Annotated in this window: 17 protein-coding genes; 10 read left to right on the top strand and 7 right to left on the bottom strand. The window is 37.0% G+C overall.

The annotated features are described in order from the left end of the window. Window position 1 precedes the first annotated feature (1 nt). The 4 genes from AC3ITD_RS19670 to AC3ITD_RS19655 form a co-directional block, all read right to left on the bottom strand. Entirely contained in the window at window positions 2–3730 is a 3729-nt protein-coding gene (locus AC3ITD_RS19670) for a sensor histidine kinase (protein WP_489362311.1), read from the bottom strand. Between the two features lie 89 nt (window positions 3731–3819). Then, window positions 3820–4701: an ACP S-malonyltransferase gene (gene fabD / locus AC3ITD_RS19665; protein ID WP_489362309.1), complete on the bottom strand. Its 882-nt coding sequence runs from the start codon at window positions 4699–4701 to the stop codon at window positions 3820–3822. A gap of 86 nt (window positions 4702–4787) precedes the next feature. Continuing rightward, the gene (gene folE, locus AC3ITD_RS19660) at window positions 4788–5423 is read right to left on the bottom strand and encodes a GTP cyclohydrolase I FolE (protein WP_265797302.1); all 636 of its coding nucleotides are present in this window, start codon (window positions 5421–5423) and stop codon (window positions 4788–4790) included. 14 nt (window positions 5424–5437) lie between these two features. After that, a complete protein-coding gene (locus AC3ITD_RS19655) occupies window positions 5438–5848 on the bottom strand; it encodes a 6-pyruvoyl trahydropterin synthase family protein (protein ID WP_489362306.1) in 411 nt (136 codons plus the stop codon). A 102-nt stretch (window positions 5849–5950) separates the two neighbouring features. Here AC3ITD_RS19655 and mqnB point away from each other — a divergent pair, with 102 nt between their 5' ends. Together mqnB and AC3ITD_RS19645 are read left to right on the top strand one after the other, a co-directional pair. Then, a complete protein-coding gene (gene mqnB / locus AC3ITD_RS19650) occupies window positions 5951–6577 on the top strand; it encodes a futalosine hydrolase (RefSeq protein WP_265797300.1) in 627 nt (208 codons plus the stop codon). Between the two features lie 41 nt (window positions 6578–6618). Continuing rightward, window positions 6619–7464, top strand: a complete 846-nt coding sequence (locus AC3ITD_RS19645; protein ID WP_489362303.1) for a menaquinone biosynthesis family protein — start codon at window positions 6619–6621, stop codon at window positions 7462–7464. A 186-nt stretch (window positions 7465–7650) separates the two neighbouring features. Here AC3ITD_RS19645 and AC3ITD_RS19640 read toward each other — a convergent pair whose 3' ends face one another. The 3 genes from AC3ITD_RS19640 to AC3ITD_RS19630 form a co-directional block, all read right to left on the bottom strand. Beyond that, window positions 7651–8346 carry a response regulator transcription factor gene (locus AC3ITD_RS19640; protein ID WP_265797298.1) on the bottom strand — a complete coding sequence of 232 codons (696 nt, stop codon included), beginning with the start codon at window positions 8344–8346 and terminating at the stop codon, window positions 7651–7653. 151 nt (window positions 8347–8497) lie between these two features. Beyond that, window positions 8498–10327, bottom strand: a complete 1830-nt coding sequence (locus AC3ITD_RS19635; protein ID WP_489362301.1) for a sensor histidine kinase — start codon at window positions 10325–10327, stop codon at window positions 8498–8500. A 217-nt stretch (window positions 10328–10544) separates the two neighbouring features. Further along, window positions 10545–10913 carry a DUF3127 domain-containing protein gene (locus AC3ITD_RS19630; protein ID WP_116168680.1) on the bottom strand — a complete coding sequence of 123 codons (369 nt, stop codon included), beginning with the start codon at window positions 10911–10913 and terminating at the stop codon, window positions 10545–10547. 71 nt (window positions 10914–10984) lie between these two features. Between AC3ITD_RS19630 and AC3ITD_RS19625 the strand changes: the two genes are divergently transcribed. From AC3ITD_RS19625 to miaB, 8 genes are all read left to right on the top strand, one after another. After that, complete coding sequence (locus AC3ITD_RS19625) at window positions 10985–12175, top strand: THUMP domain-containing class I SAM-dependent RNA methyltransferase (RefSeq protein ID WP_489366712.1); 1191 nt, start codon at window positions 10985–10987, stop codon at window positions 12173–12175. 450 nt (window positions 12176–12625) lie between these two features. Continuing rightward, on the top strand, window positions 12626–12907 hold the full coding sequence (locus AC3ITD_RS19620; RefSeq protein ID WP_265797296.1) for a helix-turn-helix domain-containing protein: 282 nt from the start codon (window positions 12626–12628) through the stop codon (window positions 12905–12907). Window positions 12908–12977: 70 nt separating this feature from the next. After that, window positions 12978–13622: an HD domain-containing protein gene (locus tag AC3ITD_RS19615; RefSeq protein ID WP_489362298.1), complete on the top strand. Its 645-nt coding sequence runs from the start codon at window positions 12978–12980 to the stop codon at window positions 13620–13622. A gap of 87 nt (window positions 13623–13709) precedes the next feature. Beyond that, the gene (locus AC3ITD_RS19610) at window positions 13710–14039 is read left to right on the top strand and encodes a hypothetical protein (RefSeq protein WP_489362296.1); all 330 of its coding nucleotides are present in this window, start codon (window positions 13710–13712) and stop codon (window positions 14037–14039) included. 250 nt (window positions 14040–14289) lie between these two features. After that, window positions 14290–15549: a putative DNA modification/repair radical SAM protein gene (locus AC3ITD_RS19605; RefSeq protein ID WP_265797294.1), complete on the top strand. Its 1260-nt coding sequence runs from the start codon at window positions 14290–14292 to the stop codon at window positions 15547–15549. Beyond that, complete coding sequence (locus AC3ITD_RS19600; protein WP_265797293.1) at window positions 15549–16313, top strand: TIGR03915 family putative DNA repair protein; 765 nt, start codon at window positions 15549–15551, stop codon at window positions 16311–16313. The genes AC3ITD_RS19605 and AC3ITD_RS19600 overlap by 1 nt, the downstream gene beginning before the upstream one ends. A 34-nt stretch (window positions 16314–16347) precedes the next feature. After that, window positions 16348–17373 (top strand): sensor histidine kinase, encoded by a 1026-nt coding sequence (locus AC3ITD_RS19595; protein WP_056850708.1) that lies wholly within the window; start codon window positions 16348–16350, stop codon window positions 17371–17373. A gap of 139 nt (window positions 17374–17512) precedes the next feature. After that, a complete protein-coding gene (gene miaB, locus AC3ITD_RS19590) occupies window positions 17513–18928 on the top strand; it encodes a tRNA (N6-isopentenyl adenosine(37)-C2)-methylthiotransferase MiaB (protein ID WP_265797292.1) in 1416 nt (471 codons plus the stop codon). The last annotated feature ends 158 nt before the right edge of the window (window positions 18929–19086 follow it).

Genomic DNA, 19086 nt, shown 5'->3' with positions numbered 1-19086 from the left:
TCTAAGCCAGAGGAAATGCTAAATAAAATGTGGTTCCTACATTAATCACAGAGGTAAAACTAATGGTTCCGCCTGCATTTTCTACCGCTTGCTTTACAAACGCCAACCCTAAGCCGGTTCCCGAGGTTTTAGTAGTAAAGTTAGGCACAAAGATTTTATCGTGTAACACCGCTGGAATTCCTTTTCCATTATCCTTAATTTCAATATAGGCGTATTCATCATCATGGTAAAGCACCGCTGTAATGCAACAGTGAGATTCATCATCAATGGCCTCAATTGCATTTTTGAAAAGATTATTGAAGGTTCTTAACAGTTGGTCATGATCTGCAAGAATCCGGATACTATTTTCCGACTTGTTAAGCACGTTTATCTCTACGTTGTCGCTGTTTTTATAGACTTGCCGGGCCTGTTCTATTACCGGCATAACATCCAATTTCTCTAAATTGGTATCTGGCATTCTAGCAAAATTGGAAAACTCTGAGGCAATTTTAGAAAGGCTATCTATTTGCTCAATGAAAGATTTGCTGAATTTATTAAACTTATGTTCAAAATTCGGATCATTCTCTTTCCAAGATTTTTCGAGCAATTGAACACCCAGTTTTAAAGGCGTAAGTGGATTTTTAATTTCATGGGCTACCTGTTTGGCCATTTCCCGCCATGCGCTCTCCCTTTCCGATCGTGCCAATTTAGCTGCACTGGCCTCAAGTGCGGCAATCATTCCATTATATTCTTTTATTAGAGAGCCAATTTCATCGTGCCTACGCCAAACAATGGGTTCATTACGTTGCCCGATCCGGGTTCTACTAATACTCTCTTGAATAAACGTTAATGGACTGGTAATCTGGTTTGCTAAAAACACTGCTAAAACTCCAACAGCCACAAAAACCAAGGCATAAATATTTATAAGATTACTTACAAACAGCGCTATTTTGTCTGAATACTCCTCTTCGTTGGAATAGTTTGGCAAACCGATATAAGCAATTGTTTTGTTCTGTGCATTTCTAATAGGCGCATAGGCTGCGGCATAGGTTAAGTTACCAATTTTTTCACGGGGATTGATATATTCAGATCGTTTTAATTTATCCAGGTAGGTATAAGCTAGAGGCCCCATTTTTCGTCCTATTACTTTTAGGTTATAAAGTTTAGGATAGGTAGTCATGAGCAGGTTTCCTTGCGTACTGTATAAATTAAGATCAACATTGTTCACATCAGCAAAATTTACAAAATCAGCAACCGCATCTTCATCTTCCACTATACCCCTGTTAAAAACCTGTTTCTCATAATTCTGCTGAACCTTTCTGATTTTATCTTTTATAGAAATGGTTTGTTGTCCACGGTACTCATTATTCATGTAATAATATGTTACCCAACCCACAATTAGTAAAGTAGCCACCACCGATAGCACGATAGAAACCTGAATACGTGTTTTGTAAAGAATTTTATTGGCATTAATCATCAAAGATCTATTGATACTGAACCAACCTACACGTTCATCATCCAGATTTTTAATTAACCAAATTAAGCCATACAATACCAATGAGAAAATAATAAATACTAAAAAAAAGAAGGATAAGGCCGCCAATCGCTCTACATAGCTCACCTTCTGCTTACTTATTACAACCATTTTGCTTTCAGTAGGCTTATAAATTAGATGGCTATAATCCAATTTATTATCATTGCTCGTAATAAAATTATCCTTTTTGCCATTGAAAATATTGCCATCCAATGGATAAGTATAATTCCCGGATTGATTTAATAAGCGGTTATTACTGTATAACGCAATGGAGTATCCTTTGAAATCCTCATCTCTCACCAGTTTTTGATCTCCGAGCAAATCGGGTAATCTATTGTTGTAATTGTATGGTTTTGAGCGGAGTTCGATAACTAAGGTGCCCAATAAACTCCCCCTGTTCACCACCGATATGATGCCAAAGTAGTCCTGATAGCCAAAGGTGTTATTAACCTGGTAGAAATAATTCGAACCCTCGATTTTAACTGAGCCAGATTCTACCAGCCCTTTATATTTCTTAAAACGCTGCCCGTTAGGGTTGCTGATATTGACTCCGCTTTTATCATAAGGATAAACTTGATAATCGTAGCGGCTTAAATAACCATCCAGATAATTTTTAAGGTGGTTTTTTAATACTGCATAGTTAGATCTTCCGCTTTCAGCAAAATATGTAACCAAAAATTGATCATTTAATAAATTCCCCTCCAAACTGCCCAAAGCTACAATCGCATTTGGATCTTCTGATGATTGTACCTTCCGGGCAAGCGGCTCGCGAAGGCTGCGTTCTGTAATATCTTTGTACTTAATGTATTTAATAGAACTATTAAAGGCAAGGCAAAAAAATACTATGGCGAACAAGCCTATAGAAAACTTTGCCTTTTCGATATAAATACTTCTACAAACAATTAAAAGGATAAGTGCAAAAACAATAAAAAAAGCAGTAAAATCTGTTGTTAGTTTATAGAAGAAAACAATTGCAAAACCTGTTAAAAAGATGATTAATCTTTCCCTATTGCTTACATTTAGTTGCTTGCTGACTGTTACGCAAATGATGGTAATTAAGTAAATCTGAAACCAAACAAGGCATAGGATTACAATACTCACCCAGCTAGAGCCACTTAGCTTTAAGATATTGATAATTTCGAAATTGATTTTTGAATTGTAAATCAATCCAAAAAAAACCTCATCACTAAAATAGGCTATGGTGGCAATAAACGCCAAAAACAGAATATGAATAATAATGCCTGAAATTTTGCTTTCTCTTATCCATTTGGCAAATTTATATTGCTCTTTGTGGTTATACATAAAGAGCAGTAACCAGGTAATCGTAATTACATTCAATAAAAAATCGCCCAGTGATGGCATGAGGAAACTTTCGGAATATATCCTTGGATCGAAGAGATCGAGTGGAAACCGGTGATTAAACCATCCATAATACAAATCCGAAAGCCTAAATGTTAAAAAGAATATCATCAGGAATAAGGTACCCCAAAAAATATGTCCTCGTCTTGCAATTAGGGAGCTTAATGAGTTGAAAAACATGCAAATGCTTACCAATCCTGCAACAAAAAGCCACAACTGAGTAACAGAATAATAGTCTTCTATGTATCCAGATTTCACCTTTAGGCCGAACAAAAACTTATTATCAATACTTTTGATGCTGTAAACCTCTTTATCAGTAAATGATGCCAGTGTAAGTAATTTTGAATTAGATAACAGCGGATCTAAATCATTTCGAAAATACTGTGTTTCTTTAAATGGATATTGAGATTGTATCGAAATAAGGAAAACCAAACTAAAATTACCTTGCGTACTCTTAATTACCTCGTACCATCCATTGGAAAAAAACAGCACAGAACTTCCTTCTTTTATCGTCCGGGGATCAATATCGGTAACGCGGTAGGTACTCCAGAAATTTAATTGATTATTTTTAAAAGTTAGGAGGTTAATCCCTTTTATCTCTCGATAGATATTCAAAAAATCTATGGCATCATTTGGATTTACGTGAAGCTGTTTTGCTTTAGCGACCTCTGCTTTATTTGCCAAAAATGCAGCAACGTCTCTTTCTTTTACCGATAAGTTCTGTTGGACTTCGTTGGCATCGCGTTCCAGTAAATCACTTTTGGTAGTAAATCTGCTTAATGAAATAGACGTTGCAATGAGGCAGCAACCTAAAACCAGCAGTAGAAATCTAATTTTTACACCAAAGCTCAATTTCATCGATTTTGATAAAGATATTAAATATTGACAAAAAACAGCGCCATAAACGGTTTGTTTATGGCGCTGAAAATAATTATAGTATAAAGGTTTTAAGCAATAGCAGCACCACTGGTTTGTACCTCGCGACTAACTTTTTTAACTAGACCTTGCAAAACACTACCTGGCCCAACTTCTACAAATTCAGTTGCACCATCAGCCAGCATATTCTCAACAGTTTGAGTCCAACGTACCGCACCCGTTAATTGTTTAATTAAATTTTCTTTTATTTGGGCGGGATCAGTATAAGGTTTGGCATCTACGTTTTGATAAACTGGACATATTGGTGCCGAGATAGCTGTAGCCTCAATTGCTGCCTGCAATTCAATTTTGGCTGGCTCCATTAACGGCGAGTGAAAAGCACCACCTACATTTAACTTTAATGCTCTTTTTGCACCCGCTTCTGTTAATTTAGCACAGGCTAAATCAATTCCTTCAATGCTACCCGAAATAACCAACTGGCCCGGGCAGTTATAATTTGCCGGAACCACTACTGCATCAACTTCAGCACAAATTCTTTCTACTACATCATCAGCTAAGCCTAAAATAGCCGCCATAGTGGAAGGTTGGGCTTCACAAGCTTTTTGCATGGCGTTTGCACGAGCAATAACCAATTTCAGGCCGTCTTCAAAACTCAAAGCATTGGCAGCTACCAATGATGAAAATTCGCCTAAAGAATGACCAGCAACCATATCAGGTTTGAAATCATCACCTAAAACCTTTGCCAAAATAGCAGAGTGTAAGAAAATTGCCGGCTGGGTTACATTGGTTTGTTTCAATTCCTCATCTGTTCCGCCGAACATGATATCACTGATGCGGAAACCGATAATTTCATTTGCTTTTTCAAATAATGCTGCAGCCTGTGGGTTTTCATAAAGGTCTTTACCCATGCCTACAAATTGTGCTCCTTGTCCAGGAAAAATATATGCTTTCATAATGATTCGTTTGATATTAAGCGCCTGGCGATTAGCGTATTTATAGTGCCTTATCTTGATACCAGGTACTTTCTACTCGATACTTTTTAATCCAAACTTGCCGTAATTAATCTTAAAAATTCAGCCCTAGTTTTATCATTGCTTAAAAAACTACCGGTAAAAGCTGATGTGGTGGTAACTGAATTTTGTTTTTGTACGCCACGCATGGCCATGCAAAGGTGTTTACATTCGATTACAACTGCAACGCCCTTCGGGTTTAAAGTATTTTGAATGCAATCTCTAATTTCGTTTGTTAAACGCTCCTGCACTTGTAAACGGCGGGCAAAAGCATCAACCACTCTGGGAATTTTGCTTAACCCAACAATATGTCCGTTTGGAATGTAAGCAATGTGTGCTTTTCCAAAGAATGGCAACATGTGGTGTTCGCACATTGAATATACTTCAATATCTTTAACCACAACCATTTGGCTATAATCTTCTTCAAACATTGCCGATTTTAAAATTTCATCCGGCTTCAAATCATAACCATGAGTTAAATACTGCAGTGCTTTAGCCACCCGTTCAGGCGTTTTTAACAAACCTTCACGCTCCGGGTTTTCACCTAGTTGACCAAGAATATCTTTGTAATGTGTAGCAACAGCTTCGATTTTCTCGTCGTTATAACGGTCTATTTTTACATAGCCATCAATCGATTCCTCTTTTAATACGTTTTTAGTGCTCATTAATTTAGGTGGTTTTAACCAAAGTATTCAACAAAATTATTTTCGGTTTCGTAAATTTTTACACAATGTAAAAGCGCTCCGCTTTCTGCAATCGGCGCTTCCAATTGCTTCCAAATTTCGATAGCTAAATTTTCTGTAGAGGCCAGCTTTCCTTTCATAAAATCTACGTCAAGATTTAAGTTTTTATGGTCAACTTTATCAACTACATAAATATTCATTACATCCTTAAGCCACTTCAAATCAACAAGAAAACCCGTTTCTGGATTTACTTCGCCCTTAACCGTTACATATAACCAATAGTTATGACCATGCCAATTTGGATTGGCACATTTGCCATAGACTTCGGCATTTTTATCATCATCCCAATCGGGTCTGGCAAGTTTATGTGCCGCATTAAATGATGCTTTTCTCGTTATATAAATCATTACAATAAAATAAAGGGTCAAATATACTGATAAAGCTTTAAGCCAAAGGGCCAAAGCTTAAAGAAAGACATTTTAATGAAAAGAATCCCTTAAATTTACCTTATGAAAACTCTAGTTGTGGCCGCTACCAAAGCCGAGGTTACATTTTTTTATCAGCATTTCAATTTGCCCGAAGGGGATTTTATCGAAAGTAAAAACTTCGATTTATTGATAACGGGAGTTGGAATGGTTGCTACCGCTTATTCTTTAGGACAGTTTTTAAATTCCAACAAATACCGTTTAGTTTTAAATGTGGGCATTGCTGGCTGTTTTGATCGGAGTGTGAAGTTGGGGAGTATTTTAAATGTGACCGAAGACGTTTTCGCTGAACTTGGAGCTGAAAATGGCGATGAGTTTCTAACAATCACCGACCTTGGTTTCGGCGAAAATCATTTTAAATCAAGGTATAAAAAAAATATTGATTTACCACCCATAACCGGAATTACTGTAAACTGTGTTACTGGAAATGAAAAAAGCATTAAAAACCTCAAAAGGAGGCTTAATCCAACCACCGAAAGCATGGAGGGTGCGGCAGTTTTCTATGCCTGTAAACAAGAGAGTATTGATTGTTTGCAAGTGAGAAGTGTATCAAATTATGTAGAACCCCGAAACAAAGACAACTGGAAAATGGGTTTAGCTATTAAAAACTTAAATGATTGGCTTATTTCTTTTATATCAGAAATGAACTGATTATGACGGATTAGTTTTCTGCAGTAGTTAATTTTGAAAACATGAAGCTTACACTTGGTTTTTCGCCCTGCCCAAACGACACATTTATCTTCGATGCGCTAATTCACCATAAAATTGATACCGAAGGTTTAGAATTTGAAGTAACCTATGATGATGTGGAAACGCTTAACCAGAAGGCGTTGAAAGGACAGCTCGACATCACTAAATTAAGTTTTCACGCTTTTGCTTATGTGGCTAACCAATATGCTTTATTGGATGCCGGAAGCGCTTTGGGCTTTGGCGTTGGACCGCTTTTAATTAGTAAGAATCCTTTCGATGAAAATGATTCCCGTCTCCAAATTCCGAGTTCGGAGTTAAGAATTGGAATTCCTGGAAAGTACACCACTGCGAACTTCTTGCTTGGAATTGCCTATCCGCAATTGCAAAATAAGCAGGAAATGGTATTCTCTGAAATTGAATCAGCTTTGCTAGAAGACCAAATAGATTTGGGTTTGATTATCCATGAAAACAGATTTACCTACCAAGATAAAGGCCTGAATAAAACTGTTGATTTGGGTGATTATTGGGAAAAACTAACAGGTTGTGCTATCCCTTTGGGTGGCATTGTAATTAACAGAAATCTGAATAGAGAGGTTCAGCTTAAGGTCAACCGCTTGATTCGTCAATCGGTAGAATTTGCATTTGCCCATCCTAAATCGGGCATCGATTTTATCCGAGAACATGCGCAAGCTATGGATGAAGCCGTGATGTACAAACACATTGAGCTTTACGTAAACAAATACAGCATAAATTTGGGTGAAGAAGGCAGAAAAGCGGTTGATACCTTGTTTAAATTAGCACAAGAAAGAAACATCATTCCGCCAATTCAAGAAAATTTGTATCTGTAGCAGCGCTCTTTCGAAGCAATTTTATGCTAGTGGTCGGTATCCACACCGACCATTGAAAATTGGGCAATAAAACTAAATGATCTTCTGCATAGATATCGGTTGGTGCGACACCAACCGATAGGTCGAATTCATTTCAGCGACCAAAACAGCTCAATATTACAACAGTCCAACCTTTGAACGTTCTACCTAACTCACCAGCAATTTATAGCCCTTGCCATGAACGTTAATAATTTCAACGCTCGAATCTCCTCTAAGGTATTTACGTAGTTTGCTCAAAAAAACATCCATACTGCGTCCATTGAAGTAGTTATCGTCGTGCCAAATGCTCAATAATGCTTCTTCTCTGGTTAAAACTGTATTTTTTTTCAAGCAAAGCAAACGGAGTAACTCTGCTTCTTTGGTAGAAAGTTTTTGCTGCTGATCGCCGTTTGTAATGATTTGAGTAGTATAATCGAAAATATAGCTTCCAATATTAAACTGTGTTTCAGGTGCTTCTTCTGCCCCATCGCTCTTGCTCGATATTCGTTTAAACATCGCATTAATACGCAGTAATAGTTCTTCTATACGAAAGGGTTTGGTGATATAATCATCGCCGCCTAAATCGTAAGCGGCAGATTTATCTTCCAGCATGGTTTTTGCCGTTGCAAAAATGATTGGCACTTGTGCATTCACTTTGCGAATATCTTTACCCAAAGTAAATCCATCTTTCTTAGGCATCATCACATCTAAAATACACAGGTCGAAGTTTTGTTTATTAAAAGCCCGCAAACCTTCTTCTCCGTCTATACAAAGCACCACATCAAATTTGCCCTTTAGCTGCAAATAATCTTGTAGCAATAAACCTAAATTTGGATCGTCCTCTACCAGAAGTATTTTTTTCATTTTCGTTATTTTATTGACGCGGGTAGCATTCTACCGTAAATGTTTGATTCTGCACTTGTACAACGGTTTAATTGCTAAGTTGTCTGCTATAATAACTCAATTTTAAACGCATTTATACAACGTATCGACCAATGATGTTTATTCGCCGATGTTAGCTTTGATATAAAGGTAACGATATTTCAAACTTTGTTCCTTTATCTTTTTCGCTATTCACTTTGATGCTGCCATTAACCTGTTTTATAATATCCTGAACATAATTTAAGCCAAGACCAAATCCCTTAACATCATGCAAGTTACCAGTTGGCACCCTGTAAAATTGATCAAAGATTCGTTTAGATTGTTCTTTGGTCATCCCGATGCCTTTGTCAGCAATTTCTATGATCAGTTTATTATTGGTATTTCTTGTTGTGATTGTAATTTCTGGTGTTTCGGAGCTATACTTATTCGCGTTATCAATTAGGTTATAAAGCACATTTGATAAATGAAGTTCATCGCCAAAAACGGCAGATTTTTCAGCCTCCGTGTGGATATTCAAAATCGCATTTCTTTTTTGCAATTGAAGACTCATACTGTCCAGAACAATTACAATCAAGTCGTTCATATCAACCTCTGTGTTCTCCATTTTCAGCTCCCCTTTTTCTAACCGTGCGATACTCAAAACGCGTTCAATATGGCTGCCCAAACGAACGTTTTCATCGTAAATAATATTAGCCAGGCGTTTCAACCGACTTTTATCTTCAGTAACTTCCGGATCTTTTAGTGCCTCGCTTGCGATCATAATAGTTGCAACCGGAGTTTTAAATTCATGCGTCATGTTATTGATGAAGTCAGTTTTCATTTCAGAAATTTTCTTCTGCTTTAAAATGGCATAGAGCGTATAAGAGAAAATGAAAACCAGCACCAGTAATAAGCCCACAGATGTAGCCAGGGTAAAACTCAAGTTGGCTAAAATTGCCGAATTTTTATTGGGGAAAGTGACGATCAATGTACCAGGATCGCGGAATAAATCGTTTCCAAACAGAGGCGTTTTATAGGTGTTTTCGGGCAAAAACTCTCCCTTGGCATTCGAGGCTTCGATAAACAAAACCGAATCTTTTTTTGCCAGCGAAACTTTATAATAAGGTTTTTGAGTAATATTATGTGTTAACAATTCTTCTTTTAAAACATCGCCTAGCGCCTCGAAGTTTATCCGTTTATAAATCGGAATATTCGATTCTTCCAGCTCTTTGGAAACATCTTCTACTAAACTCATTCTAGAATAAGGCAAAGTATCTTTACCCAAAGCAGCAATTTTTACTTCGAGTTTTTTCCTGGCAATTTCATCCTCACGTTTAAATTTCTTTTCTAAATCTTCAGGAATTTTTGGCAAACTAACGGTCAATGGTTTGGCATTTATAGGATCGTACACCAAATATCTTAATGTATCCGGCAGGCTTTGCAAACTTTTAAATTCAAATGTTTTAGGCGCTGGGGCATAAGGTTTTGTACGCATATTATAACTTTTTAAAACCAAGCTACGCATATCCACAATTGCATCCATTTGCAAATCAAGGCTTTTACCATTTTGCGATGATATAGAAAGAAATTCTCGTTCAGAAATTACATTAGGTGCCCGAAACGACATTCTTATTAGAGTATCCTGTTGATTGAGATAATTTTCGATTAAATTTTCGCGTTCGGCAAATCTCAATTCCGATTCCTGAACATATTGCTGCCTTAAATCTTTAATATCGAGTGCTCTTTGTCGAGCATCCTGAATACGCTTTAATTTGTTTTCGGCGTCTTTCCTGTTGATGTGATTGGCAACATTTAGTCGTTCTACCTTTTTAACTACAGTAGCTAAAGTTTGATTTACCTGTTCGTCAAACAGTTGAGATTTTAAGTTATAGGCTTCCTTGATGTAATACAACTGCATCACAAAAACGCCGAGCAAAGCCAACGTCATCAACACAGTAATAAACCAAAAACTCCTTTTTTTCATTGATGTGATTTTGTGCCGAGTTATTTTCAGGCACTACAATATAACCTAAAACCAGAAGCAAAAATACTGAATAGCTAAGTTAACAGCATGTTTTTAACATATTTTAACATGACTTATCTGATTGTAAATGAAGATTTAAGCAAAGGTGGGGGAAAAAAAATGCCGAGACAAAAGCCTCGGCATGGTTCAAAATTGTTTGCTTAAAAAGATTCTTTATTTAGAAAGGCAAATCATCATCTTCACCTGGTGTATTGCTCACATCAACCGGAGCTGCATAAGCTGGAGTAGCTGCTGCCGGAGCGCCTGCTGCAATCGCATTGATTCTCCAAATCACTAAACTGTTAAAATATGACGTTTTCCCTGTTTTATCTGTCCAAGGGCGGCCACGTAAATTAAAGAAAACCTCAACCTCATCACCCGCTTTAAATGTATCTAATAATGCAGTTTTATCTTGTAAAGCCTCAAAACGGATATATTCTGGGTATGTTGGATTTTCTGCGTATTCTACTATTAAATCACGTTTTTTAAACGTTTCACTTACCTGCTGCGTTGCACCTACTTCGTGTACTTTTCCTTTAATTTCCATAACTAATACTAATATTGTACCTTAAAGAATCAAATCTCTATAATTTTATTGATAACTTCGCATATATTATGATGCAAGTTTTCCACAATAAAAGCAAGGTAATTATTACCTGCAATAAGCGCCTTTCTCCTTATTTACAAGATGAAGTTACGGCACTAGGTTATAAAATAGAAAGAGCCTTTCCAACCGGTGTTGAGCTAAATATCACCCTTACAGAGTGTATCAAGCTAAATTTAAACTTGCGTTGCGCCAGTCAGATTTTATATGCGATTAAAAGTTTTAAGGCCATTACACCTGATGACCTTTATAACGAAATTAAGAATATTGAATGGGAAGAATTAATCGATTTTGCAGGATATTTCTCGGTAACCTCCAATGTGGATAATCCAAATATTACTACACCATTATTTGCCAATCTGAAAGTTAAAGATGCGATTGTCGATCGCATGAAAGAGAAAAAAGGCATTCGCCCTAACTCTGGCTCTGATGCCAATAAAGCAGTAGTGCATTTGTACTGGAAAGATGCTGATGCCGATGTTTTTATGGACACTTCTGGCGAAACCTTGGCCAAACACGGTTACCGTAAAATTCCGGGGAAAGCGCCAATGCTTGAAGCACTAGCTTCTGGAGCAATTTATGCTACCAAATGGGATAGAAAATCGCCTTTCATTAACCCGATGTGTGGTTCAGGAACACTGGCTATCGAAGCTGCATTAATAGCAACAAACCGTGCTCCCGGCTTATACCGGATGAATTATGGCTTCATGCACATTTTAGGCTATGATGAACAGGAATTTTTCACTGAAAGAAGAATTTTGAAAGATCAGGTAATTAAAAATATTGATTTAAAAATTGTTGCTTCTGATATTTCGGAAGATGCTGTTGAGGTTACGCGTAGAAATGCCCAGACAGCCGGTGTTGATACTTTAATCGAATTTGAAGTTTGTGATTTCGAGCTTACTCCGGTGCCCGAAGGCGGACAAGGCGTAGTCGTTTTCAACCCTGAATATGGCGAACGTTTGGGTGTACACAGCAAATTGGAATTAACCTATAAACGCATGGGCGACCTTATGAAAACCAAATGCAAAGGTTATTCAGGTTATATTTTCACTGGAAATCCAGATTTGGCTAAAAAAATCGGATTAAAAGCTTCCCGGAAAATCGAATTTTATAATGGAAAATTAGACTGCAGAATGCTTGAATATGAGTTGTATGATGGATCACGAAGAGCACCCTTAATTCAAACCGAAGAGGCAAATTAATTCAATATTTATTGGAGCCTGGTAAGCTATTTGTTAATTGCAAGGCTCCTTCCATCCTTTCTATATTGATCAATGGGAGTTTTATCCCAAAGGCTGGTGTAAATTCTATGGAATTTCATTGATTCTACATCTGCTTCCTTAAATTTAATGCTTGATTTTGCAATGGTCTAACCCATTTATGCCTACCTCATTTGAGGTGTTCGCCAACTGTTTTATTATCCTTGGCGATGTCAATAGACAATCACAGCTAACTACAACACTCTTGCTCATCGTGCCGTCCATCAACGGCAAACCAGAATTCGTTAAACTTTTAAGTTATTGGCTTGTTAGTACATAGTAATGTTTCTCGACGTTTGCGTAATTCAATTATTTGAAGAAGAATAATTCCTATAAAATCTAAGCCGTTCAGAATTTCGTAAATAATTCAAACATTAAAAATTATCCCTTTTTATGGAAGATGTATTAGCTTTAAAGACAAAGAATGTTGCTGGGAATATCAGAAAAATTAGAGAATACAGAGATTACACTCAGGATTATTTGGCAGCAAAATTAAAAATTTCTCAAAATGCCTACAGTAAAATTGAGCTGGGTTATAGTAAATTGACTGTTGATCGGTTATTTCAGATTTCTACAATTTTAGAAGTTGAGGTTACTTACTTACTTACTTTAAATCACAATGATTTGATAAAAATTATTGCTGAAGATGAAAGCAGAACAACAGCGGTAAGTTAAAAACTTCCGCTGTTGAAATCATTTCTGCTGGTCTGCATAAATTTCCAATATCTTTGAGAAATTTCTTTTTATGCATTCATCCATTCAAAATACCATAGATTTTGTCAAGAAAACATTAGCCAATGCCGAAGCTGGGCACGATTGGTTCCATATAGAACGAGTTTATAAAACTGCCCAAAACATCAATAAAAAAGAAAATGGCGATGAGTTAGTTGTAGCTTTTTCAGCACTCCTTCACGATATCGCAGATCCAAAATTTAATGGTGGAGATGAAACGCTCGGACCAGAAATGGCTGCAGCATTTCTGCAATCTATTCATGTCGACCAGGCTATTATTGATCATGTAAAATTGATTATTGAAAATATGTCGTTCAAGAATAGTTTTGACCGGAATGTATTTACGTCTAAAGAAATGCAGATTGTTCAGGATGCTGATAGATTAGATGCAATCGGAGCAATAGGAATAGCGAGAGCGTTTACTTACGGAGGCTTTAAAAATCGCGTACTATATGATCCTGCTATCAAACCTGAACAACATTTATCAAAAGAAACCTATAAAAATACAACGGCGCCTACCATTAATCATTTTTACGAGAAACTGCTGTTGTTAAAAGATTTGATGAATACCGCAGCGGGGAAGACTATTGCAGAGGAACGCCACGAGTTTATGCTGCTTTACTTAGCGCATTTTTACAGCGAGTGGGAAGGCAACTAGGCTTTTGATAGTAAATGCCATCAAATTATTCCTATTTCGGTATTGGATAGAAAGACATTGTGCGATCACTTAGCTCAAGTATATCTAATGAATGTCTTTCATCTTCACTATCATAAGAGCAGCGTGCTCGTCACTACACTTGCTGGCGTATCCACAATCGGCGCCCTATTAATGTTTATGATGCTCTACCATTTGCTAATTAACACCTCTTTTTGGCTTATTTCTATGCTGATCACCACTTTCTTATTAATCATGATTTTTGTTCCCTGTACCGTAAAACTTGATCAACAAGAATTAAAGTTCGAGATTACAGAAAACCGTTTATTTTATAGCAAAGAAATTTTTCAGCTCTATGTGAAAACATTTTATCCATTGAAGAAAAAATTTAGTATTCAAAATGGGAAATCACTCTTATGATTCAATTTTTACTGCCACCTAGTTTAAAGTAAATTTTAGTATGAAAGAAAATGATGAAGATGAGGCAGAGGATTTTTCCAAAATACTTTCTTTCTTATCAGGAAAATAAAATAAGCTCTACACTCATCACCAAAGCCAAATTAGCAAAGATTTCATCGATCTTGCGGAGAAACCAATATTCTTTAAAAGAGTAATTTTTATACTAATATTTTTAGTTTTTAAAGCTATATTTGTTAGCAAAAAATTTACTATGTCATTCGATCGTATTCGTGAAAAGTTAAATATTCTTGCTGATGCTGCTAAATATGATGTGTCTTGTTCATCTAGTGGTGGCACCAGAAAAAATAATAATAAAGGACTAGGCGATAGTCATTCCTCAGGCATATGCCATACCTATACGGAAGATGGCAGATGCGTTTCGTTACTCAAAATATTGTTAACCAACCACTGCATTTACGATTGTCTTTTTTGTGTATCGCGGAAAAGTAACGATGTAAAACGTGCTGCATTTACTGTAGATGAAGTAGTGGAGCTGACCATGAATTTTTATCGCCGCAATTATATTGAGGGTCTGTTTTTAAGCTCAGGGATTTTCAAAAATGCAGATTTTACGATGGAACGTTTGCTTTTGGTTTGCAAGAAACTACGGCTAGAGCAAAAGTACAATGGTTACATTCACTTGAAAACTATTCCGGGTGCGAGCGATGAGCTAATTAAAGAAGCAGGTTTATATGCAGATCGGATGAGTATAAACCTTGAAATGCCCACTGAGGCCGGTTTAAAACTTTTAGCTCCAGAGAAAAGCCATGCCGATGTGATTAAGCCTTTGGATTTTGTACAGAAAAACATTGCTCAATTTTCTGCCGATAAAAAATTAATCAAACATGTTCCAAAATTTGTTCCGGCAGGACAAAGTACTCAAATGGTAATTGGAGCAACGCCTGAAAGCGACAAAGATATTATGTATACCGCCAATACATTTTATAAAAATTTTTCGCTAAAAAGGGTTTATTATTCTGGTTATGTACCCATTAGTGATGATACCCGGATGCCTGTACTTGGCACTCAACCTCCACTTTTAAGAGAAAACAGGTTGTATCAGACTGATTGGCTGATGCGATTTTATGGTTTCAAAGTACAGGAAATTCTAAATGATGCCAATCCAAATCTGGATATTGACATCGACCCTAAACTCAGCTGGGCCATCAGAAATATGCAGCATTTCCCCGTTGACATCAACAAAGCGGACTATAAAATGATTTTGCGCATTCCTGGCATCGGTGTCATGTCGGCTCAGAAAATAGTACAAGCAAGGAAGTTTGGAAAATTGAGGATCGATCAGCTTAAAAAGATGGGCGTGGCCTATAACCGAGCGAAGCATTTTATCACCTGTGTAGATACGCCTTATCAAATAAAAGATTATCAGGGCACACAAATTAAAGCCTTTATCTTAGCCGAAAGTCAGAGCAAATATTTAAAAACCGATAGCAATCAATTGATTTTATTTTAATGATTTACGTTTTCGATGGGTCCTTGCCTGGACTTTTAACTGCTGTTTTTGAATGGTTTGAACGAAAGCCAGGCTTCGTTTCGTTAAAATCTATGGAGATTTTTCAACCAGAGGCTTTTACAGAAGTAATGGTTATAGATACCAATGCCGAGAAAGCAGATCGCGTTTGGGATGGACTTCAGAAAAAAATGAAAAAAACCTGGTTGCGTAATTTCTATTGCAGTTATTTATCAGAAATTCCTGAGGCCTATCAACACCTGTTTCAATTCACTATTTATATATTTCAAAATCAGGATGGCGCCGAAACGAATTATGGTAACGAGCATGTAATGGCACTATCTAAATATGCCAAAAGCGTAGAACGGGAGAAGCACAGAATGGAAGCTTTTATTCGCTTTCAAAAAACTGGCGATGGCATGTTTTACGCCTCCATTGATCCAGATTTTAATGTGCTTCCACTAATTAATAACCATTTTAAAAATAGATATGCCGATCAGCAATGGATTATTTACGATCTAAAAAGAAAATATGGCCTTCATTATGACTTAAACACAGTTGAAGAAATCACAATCGATTTTACAACAGAAGCAAATAAGAAAAACCCATCGGCCATATTGATGGATGAAAAGGAAGAGCTTTACTCCCTTCTTTGGAAAGATTACTTTAAAAGCGCCAATATTGTAGCCCGAAAAAACACAAAACTTCATGTTAAACATGTACCGAAAAGATATTGGAAATATTTAACTGAAAAGCAATTGGGTTAACATTCCTTTAACATAAAAAGCTTTAAATTGCACCATGAAATTAAGTGTGCTGGTTTTAATTACTGCGCTTGCTGTGGCGCTTTCCATCGGGATGGTTAACTTCTATTTTGAGCGTAGCTGGTATTATTTCGGAATATCTTTCGGCGTTTCATTTCTCTCCAGCTTCCTGGTTTTTTACTATTTACTGGAGAAATACATTTACAATAAAATCAAACTCATCTATAAACTCATTCATAACTTAAAACTGGGTAAAGATTTAAAAGATGCACTTGGCGAATATGTAAGCTCTGATCCAATTAACGATGTAGAACAGGAAGTTAAGGAATGGGCAGGGGCTAAAAAAAGGGAAATTGATCTACTTAAAAAACAGGAACAATTTCGCCGCGAATTTTTATCAAACGTTTCTCACGAGTTTAAGACGCCACTTTTTGCCATCCAAGGATACATCGAAACGCTGCAAGATTGCATCGTTGACGATCCCGACATGGCTGTTAAATTCCTGAAAAAAGCTGAAAATAATGTGGAACGTTTGAGTTACCTCATCAATGATTTAGATGCCATTTCCAAGCTCGAAACAGGTGAGTCACCAATAAATTATCAAAAATTTGATTTTGTTACCCTGGCGAAGGAGGTGATGGAAAATCTCGATGACCGGGCAAAAGCCAAACATATTAAATTGTTTTTCAAAGATAAATATACCGCCGTTACTCTTGTAAATGCTGATAGAGAGAAAATCAGGCAAGTGCTGATCAATCTCATTGTAAACAGCATTAAATATGGCGTAGAAAACGGGGAAACAGCCATCAAAATATTCGAACTGCATGATCAGTTCTTGATAGAAGTAACTGATAATGGCATTGGAATAGAGGAAAAACACCTCCTTCGTCTTTTTGAGCGTTTTTATAGAATCGACACCCACAGGGCTAGAGAAGTTGGAGGAACGGGTTTAGGCCTGGCCATTGTAAAACACATTCTGGAAGCTCATCAGCAAACCATTTCGGTAAGAAGCACTCCAGGAATAGGAACTACTTTCGCTTTCACCCTCCAAAAAATTGGATAAGAATTGAGTCCTAAATTATTATACGCTAAGCTCGAATAACCATTTCCAATTCTTTTGTAAACATTCAAACTAAACGTGCCAATTTGTCACTTTTAAATATATTTGTGTATTTTTGCAATCCCCAAAATCTTTTTAAAGAATGATCGATTTACAAATACCAGATAAAACGCATGACGAAGCAAGACAAGGAGAAGCACTAATTTTAGATGTTCCTGTAAAAGCCGACGCACGCAAATTATACATTGAGAGCTATGGTTGTGCCATGAACTTCGCTGATAGCGAAATTGTTGCTTCCATTCTTTCAGAAACCGGATTTGAAACCACTGGAGATTATCATCAAGCTGACGTTATTTTTATAAATACATGTTCTATTCGTGAAAACGCAGAGACCAGAGTTAGAAATCGTCTTTCGCAGTTTGGGGTAGAAAAACGCCGCAATCCTAAATTAATTGTTGGTGTTTTGGGCTGCATGGCCGAGCGTTTAAAATCTAAATTTTTAGAAGAGGAGCGTTTGGTAGATGTAGTGGTTGGGCCAGATGCTTACCGTGATTTGCCAAATTTAATTGAGCAGGTAGAAAGTGGCCACAAAGCTGTTAATGTACTTTTATCTCGTGAGGAAACGTATGCAGATATTAGTCCGGTGCGCCTGAATAGCAATGGAATAACTGCCTTTATTTCCATTACCCGAGGTTGTAACAATATGTGTTCGTTTTGTGTTGTGCCTTTTACCCGTGGCCGCGAACGTAGCCGCGATGCACACTCCATTATCGAAGAAGCAAAATCATTATTTGAGGCTGGCTATCGCGAGGTAACACTTCTAGGTCAAAACGTAGATTCTTACACCTGGACTTCAGAGGATGGGACTGAAACTGTGAACTTTGCTCAACTTTTAGAACAAACCGCTCTGGTAAATCCTGACTTAAGGGTTCGGTTTTCTACTTCTCACCCAAAAGATATTACCGACGAAGTTCTATACACTATTGCCAAATACGATAACATTTGCAATTACATACATTTGCCTGTTCAATCGGGTAATACACGTGTGTTAGAATTGATGAATAGAACCTACACCCGCGAATGGTATATCAATCGTATCGATGCGATAAAAAAAATTATTCCAGGCTGTGCAATTTCCACCGATATCATTGCGGGTTTCTGTACAGAAACGGAAGAAGAGCATCAGGAAACATTAAGCATGATGGATTATGTAGAGTATGACTTTGCTTATAACTTTACCTACTCTGAACGCCCAGGAACTTTAGCTGCCCGTAAGCTAGAAGACGATATTCCGGAAGAAGTAAAAAAACGCAGGTTAGCAGAAATTTTAGCCAAACAACAGGCGCACTCATTAATGCGTTTACAGGCATGGGTGGGAAAAACGATCCGGGTTTTGATCGAAGGAACTTCAAAAAAATCTGACTTGGATTATTGCGGACGCGGAGATAGCGGTGCAATGGCTATTTTTCCAGCTGTTGAAGGTATTACACCTGGGCAATATGCAAACGTTTATATCGAAAGATGTACTTCAGCTACGCTGATTGGAAGAGTAGTTTAGTTAATTGCCTATCACTAGTTGCGGGTTATGTTTCTGCATGACAACCATTAACTAAATTGCTGGTACTGATTCAAACCTATACAAAATAAAAAAGTTATTGATTATAGTGAGGTTTCAAAGCGTTGTTATGCGAATAAGGACTATCAGCTTTTAACCTT

The organism is Pedobacter sp. KH_004 (genome assembly GCF_057840755.1).
This window is presented reverse-complemented; position numbering and strand designations above follow the sequence as displayed.

What these genes read in the sequence shown, in the direction of transcription:
- folE (WP_265797302.1), bottom strand. Translation starts at nt 5,423, where the DNA reads ATGAGCACTAAAAACGTATTAAAAGAGGAATCGATTGATGGCTATGTA.
- AC3ITD_RS19645 (WP_489362303.1), top strand. Translation starts at nt 6,619, where the DNA reads ATGAAGCTTACACTTGGTTTTTCGCCCTGCCCAAACGACACATTTATC.
- AC3ITD_RS19600 (WP_265797293.1), top strand. Translation starts at nt 15,549, where the DNA reads ATGATTTACGTTTTCGATGGGTCCTTGCCTGGACTTTTAACTGCTGTT.
- AC3ITD_RS19630 (WP_116168680.1), bottom strand. Translation starts at nt 10,913, where the DNA reads ATGGAAATTAAAGGAAAAGTACACGAAGTAGGTGCAACGCAGCAGGTA.
- AC3ITD_RS19615 (WP_489362298.1), top strand. Translation starts at nt 12,978, where the DNA reads ATGCATTCATCCATTCAAAATACCATAGATTTTGTCAAGAAAACATTA.
- AC3ITD_RS19670 (WP_489362311.1), bottom strand. Translation starts at nt 3,730, where the DNA reads ATGAAATTGAGCTTTGGTGTAAAAATTAGATTTCTACTGCTGGTTTTA.
- AC3ITD_RS19595 (WP_056850708.1), top strand. Translation starts at nt 16,348, where the DNA reads ATGAAATTAAGTGTGCTGGTTTTAATTACTGCGCTTGCTGTGGCGCTT.
- AC3ITD_RS19635 (WP_489362301.1), bottom strand. Translation starts at nt 10,327, where the DNA reads ATGAAAAAAAGGAGTTTTTGGTTTATTACTGTGTTGATGACGTTGGCT.
- miaB (WP_265797292.1), top strand. Translation starts at nt 17,513, where the DNA reads ATGATCGATTTACAAATACCAGATAAAACGCATGACGAAGCAAGACAA.
- AC3ITD_RS19625 (WP_489366712.1), top strand. Translation starts at nt 10,985, where the DNA reads ATGCAAGTTTTCCACAATAAAAGCAAGGTAATTATTACCTGCAATAAG.
- mqnB (WP_265797300.1), top strand. Translation starts at nt 5,951, where the DNA reads ATGAAAACTCTAGTTGTGGCCGCTACCAAAGCCGAGGTTACATTTTTT.
- AC3ITD_RS19610 (WP_489362296.1), top strand. Translation starts at nt 13,710, where the DNA reads ATGAATGTCTTTCATCTTCACTATCATAAGAGCAGCGTGCTCGTCACT.
- AC3ITD_RS19620 (WP_265797296.1), top strand. Translation starts at nt 12,626, where the DNA reads ATGGAAGATGTATTAGCTTTAAAGACAAAGAATGTTGCTGGGAATATC.
- AC3ITD_RS19640 (WP_265797298.1), bottom strand. Translation starts at nt 8,346, where the DNA reads ATGAAAAAAATACTTCTGGTAGAGGACGATCCAAATTTAGGTTTATTG.
- AC3ITD_RS19655 (WP_489362306.1), bottom strand. Translation starts at nt 5,848, where the DNA reads ATGATTTATATAACGAGAAAAGCATCATTTAATGCGGCACATAAACTT.
- fabD (WP_489362309.1), bottom strand. Translation starts at nt 4,701, where the DNA reads ATGAAAGCATATATTTTTCCTGGACAAGGAGCACAATTTGTAGGCATG.
- AC3ITD_RS19605 (WP_265797294.1), top strand. Translation starts at nt 14,290, where the DNA reads ATGTCATTCGATCGTATTCGTGAAAAGTTAAATATTCTTGCTGATGCT.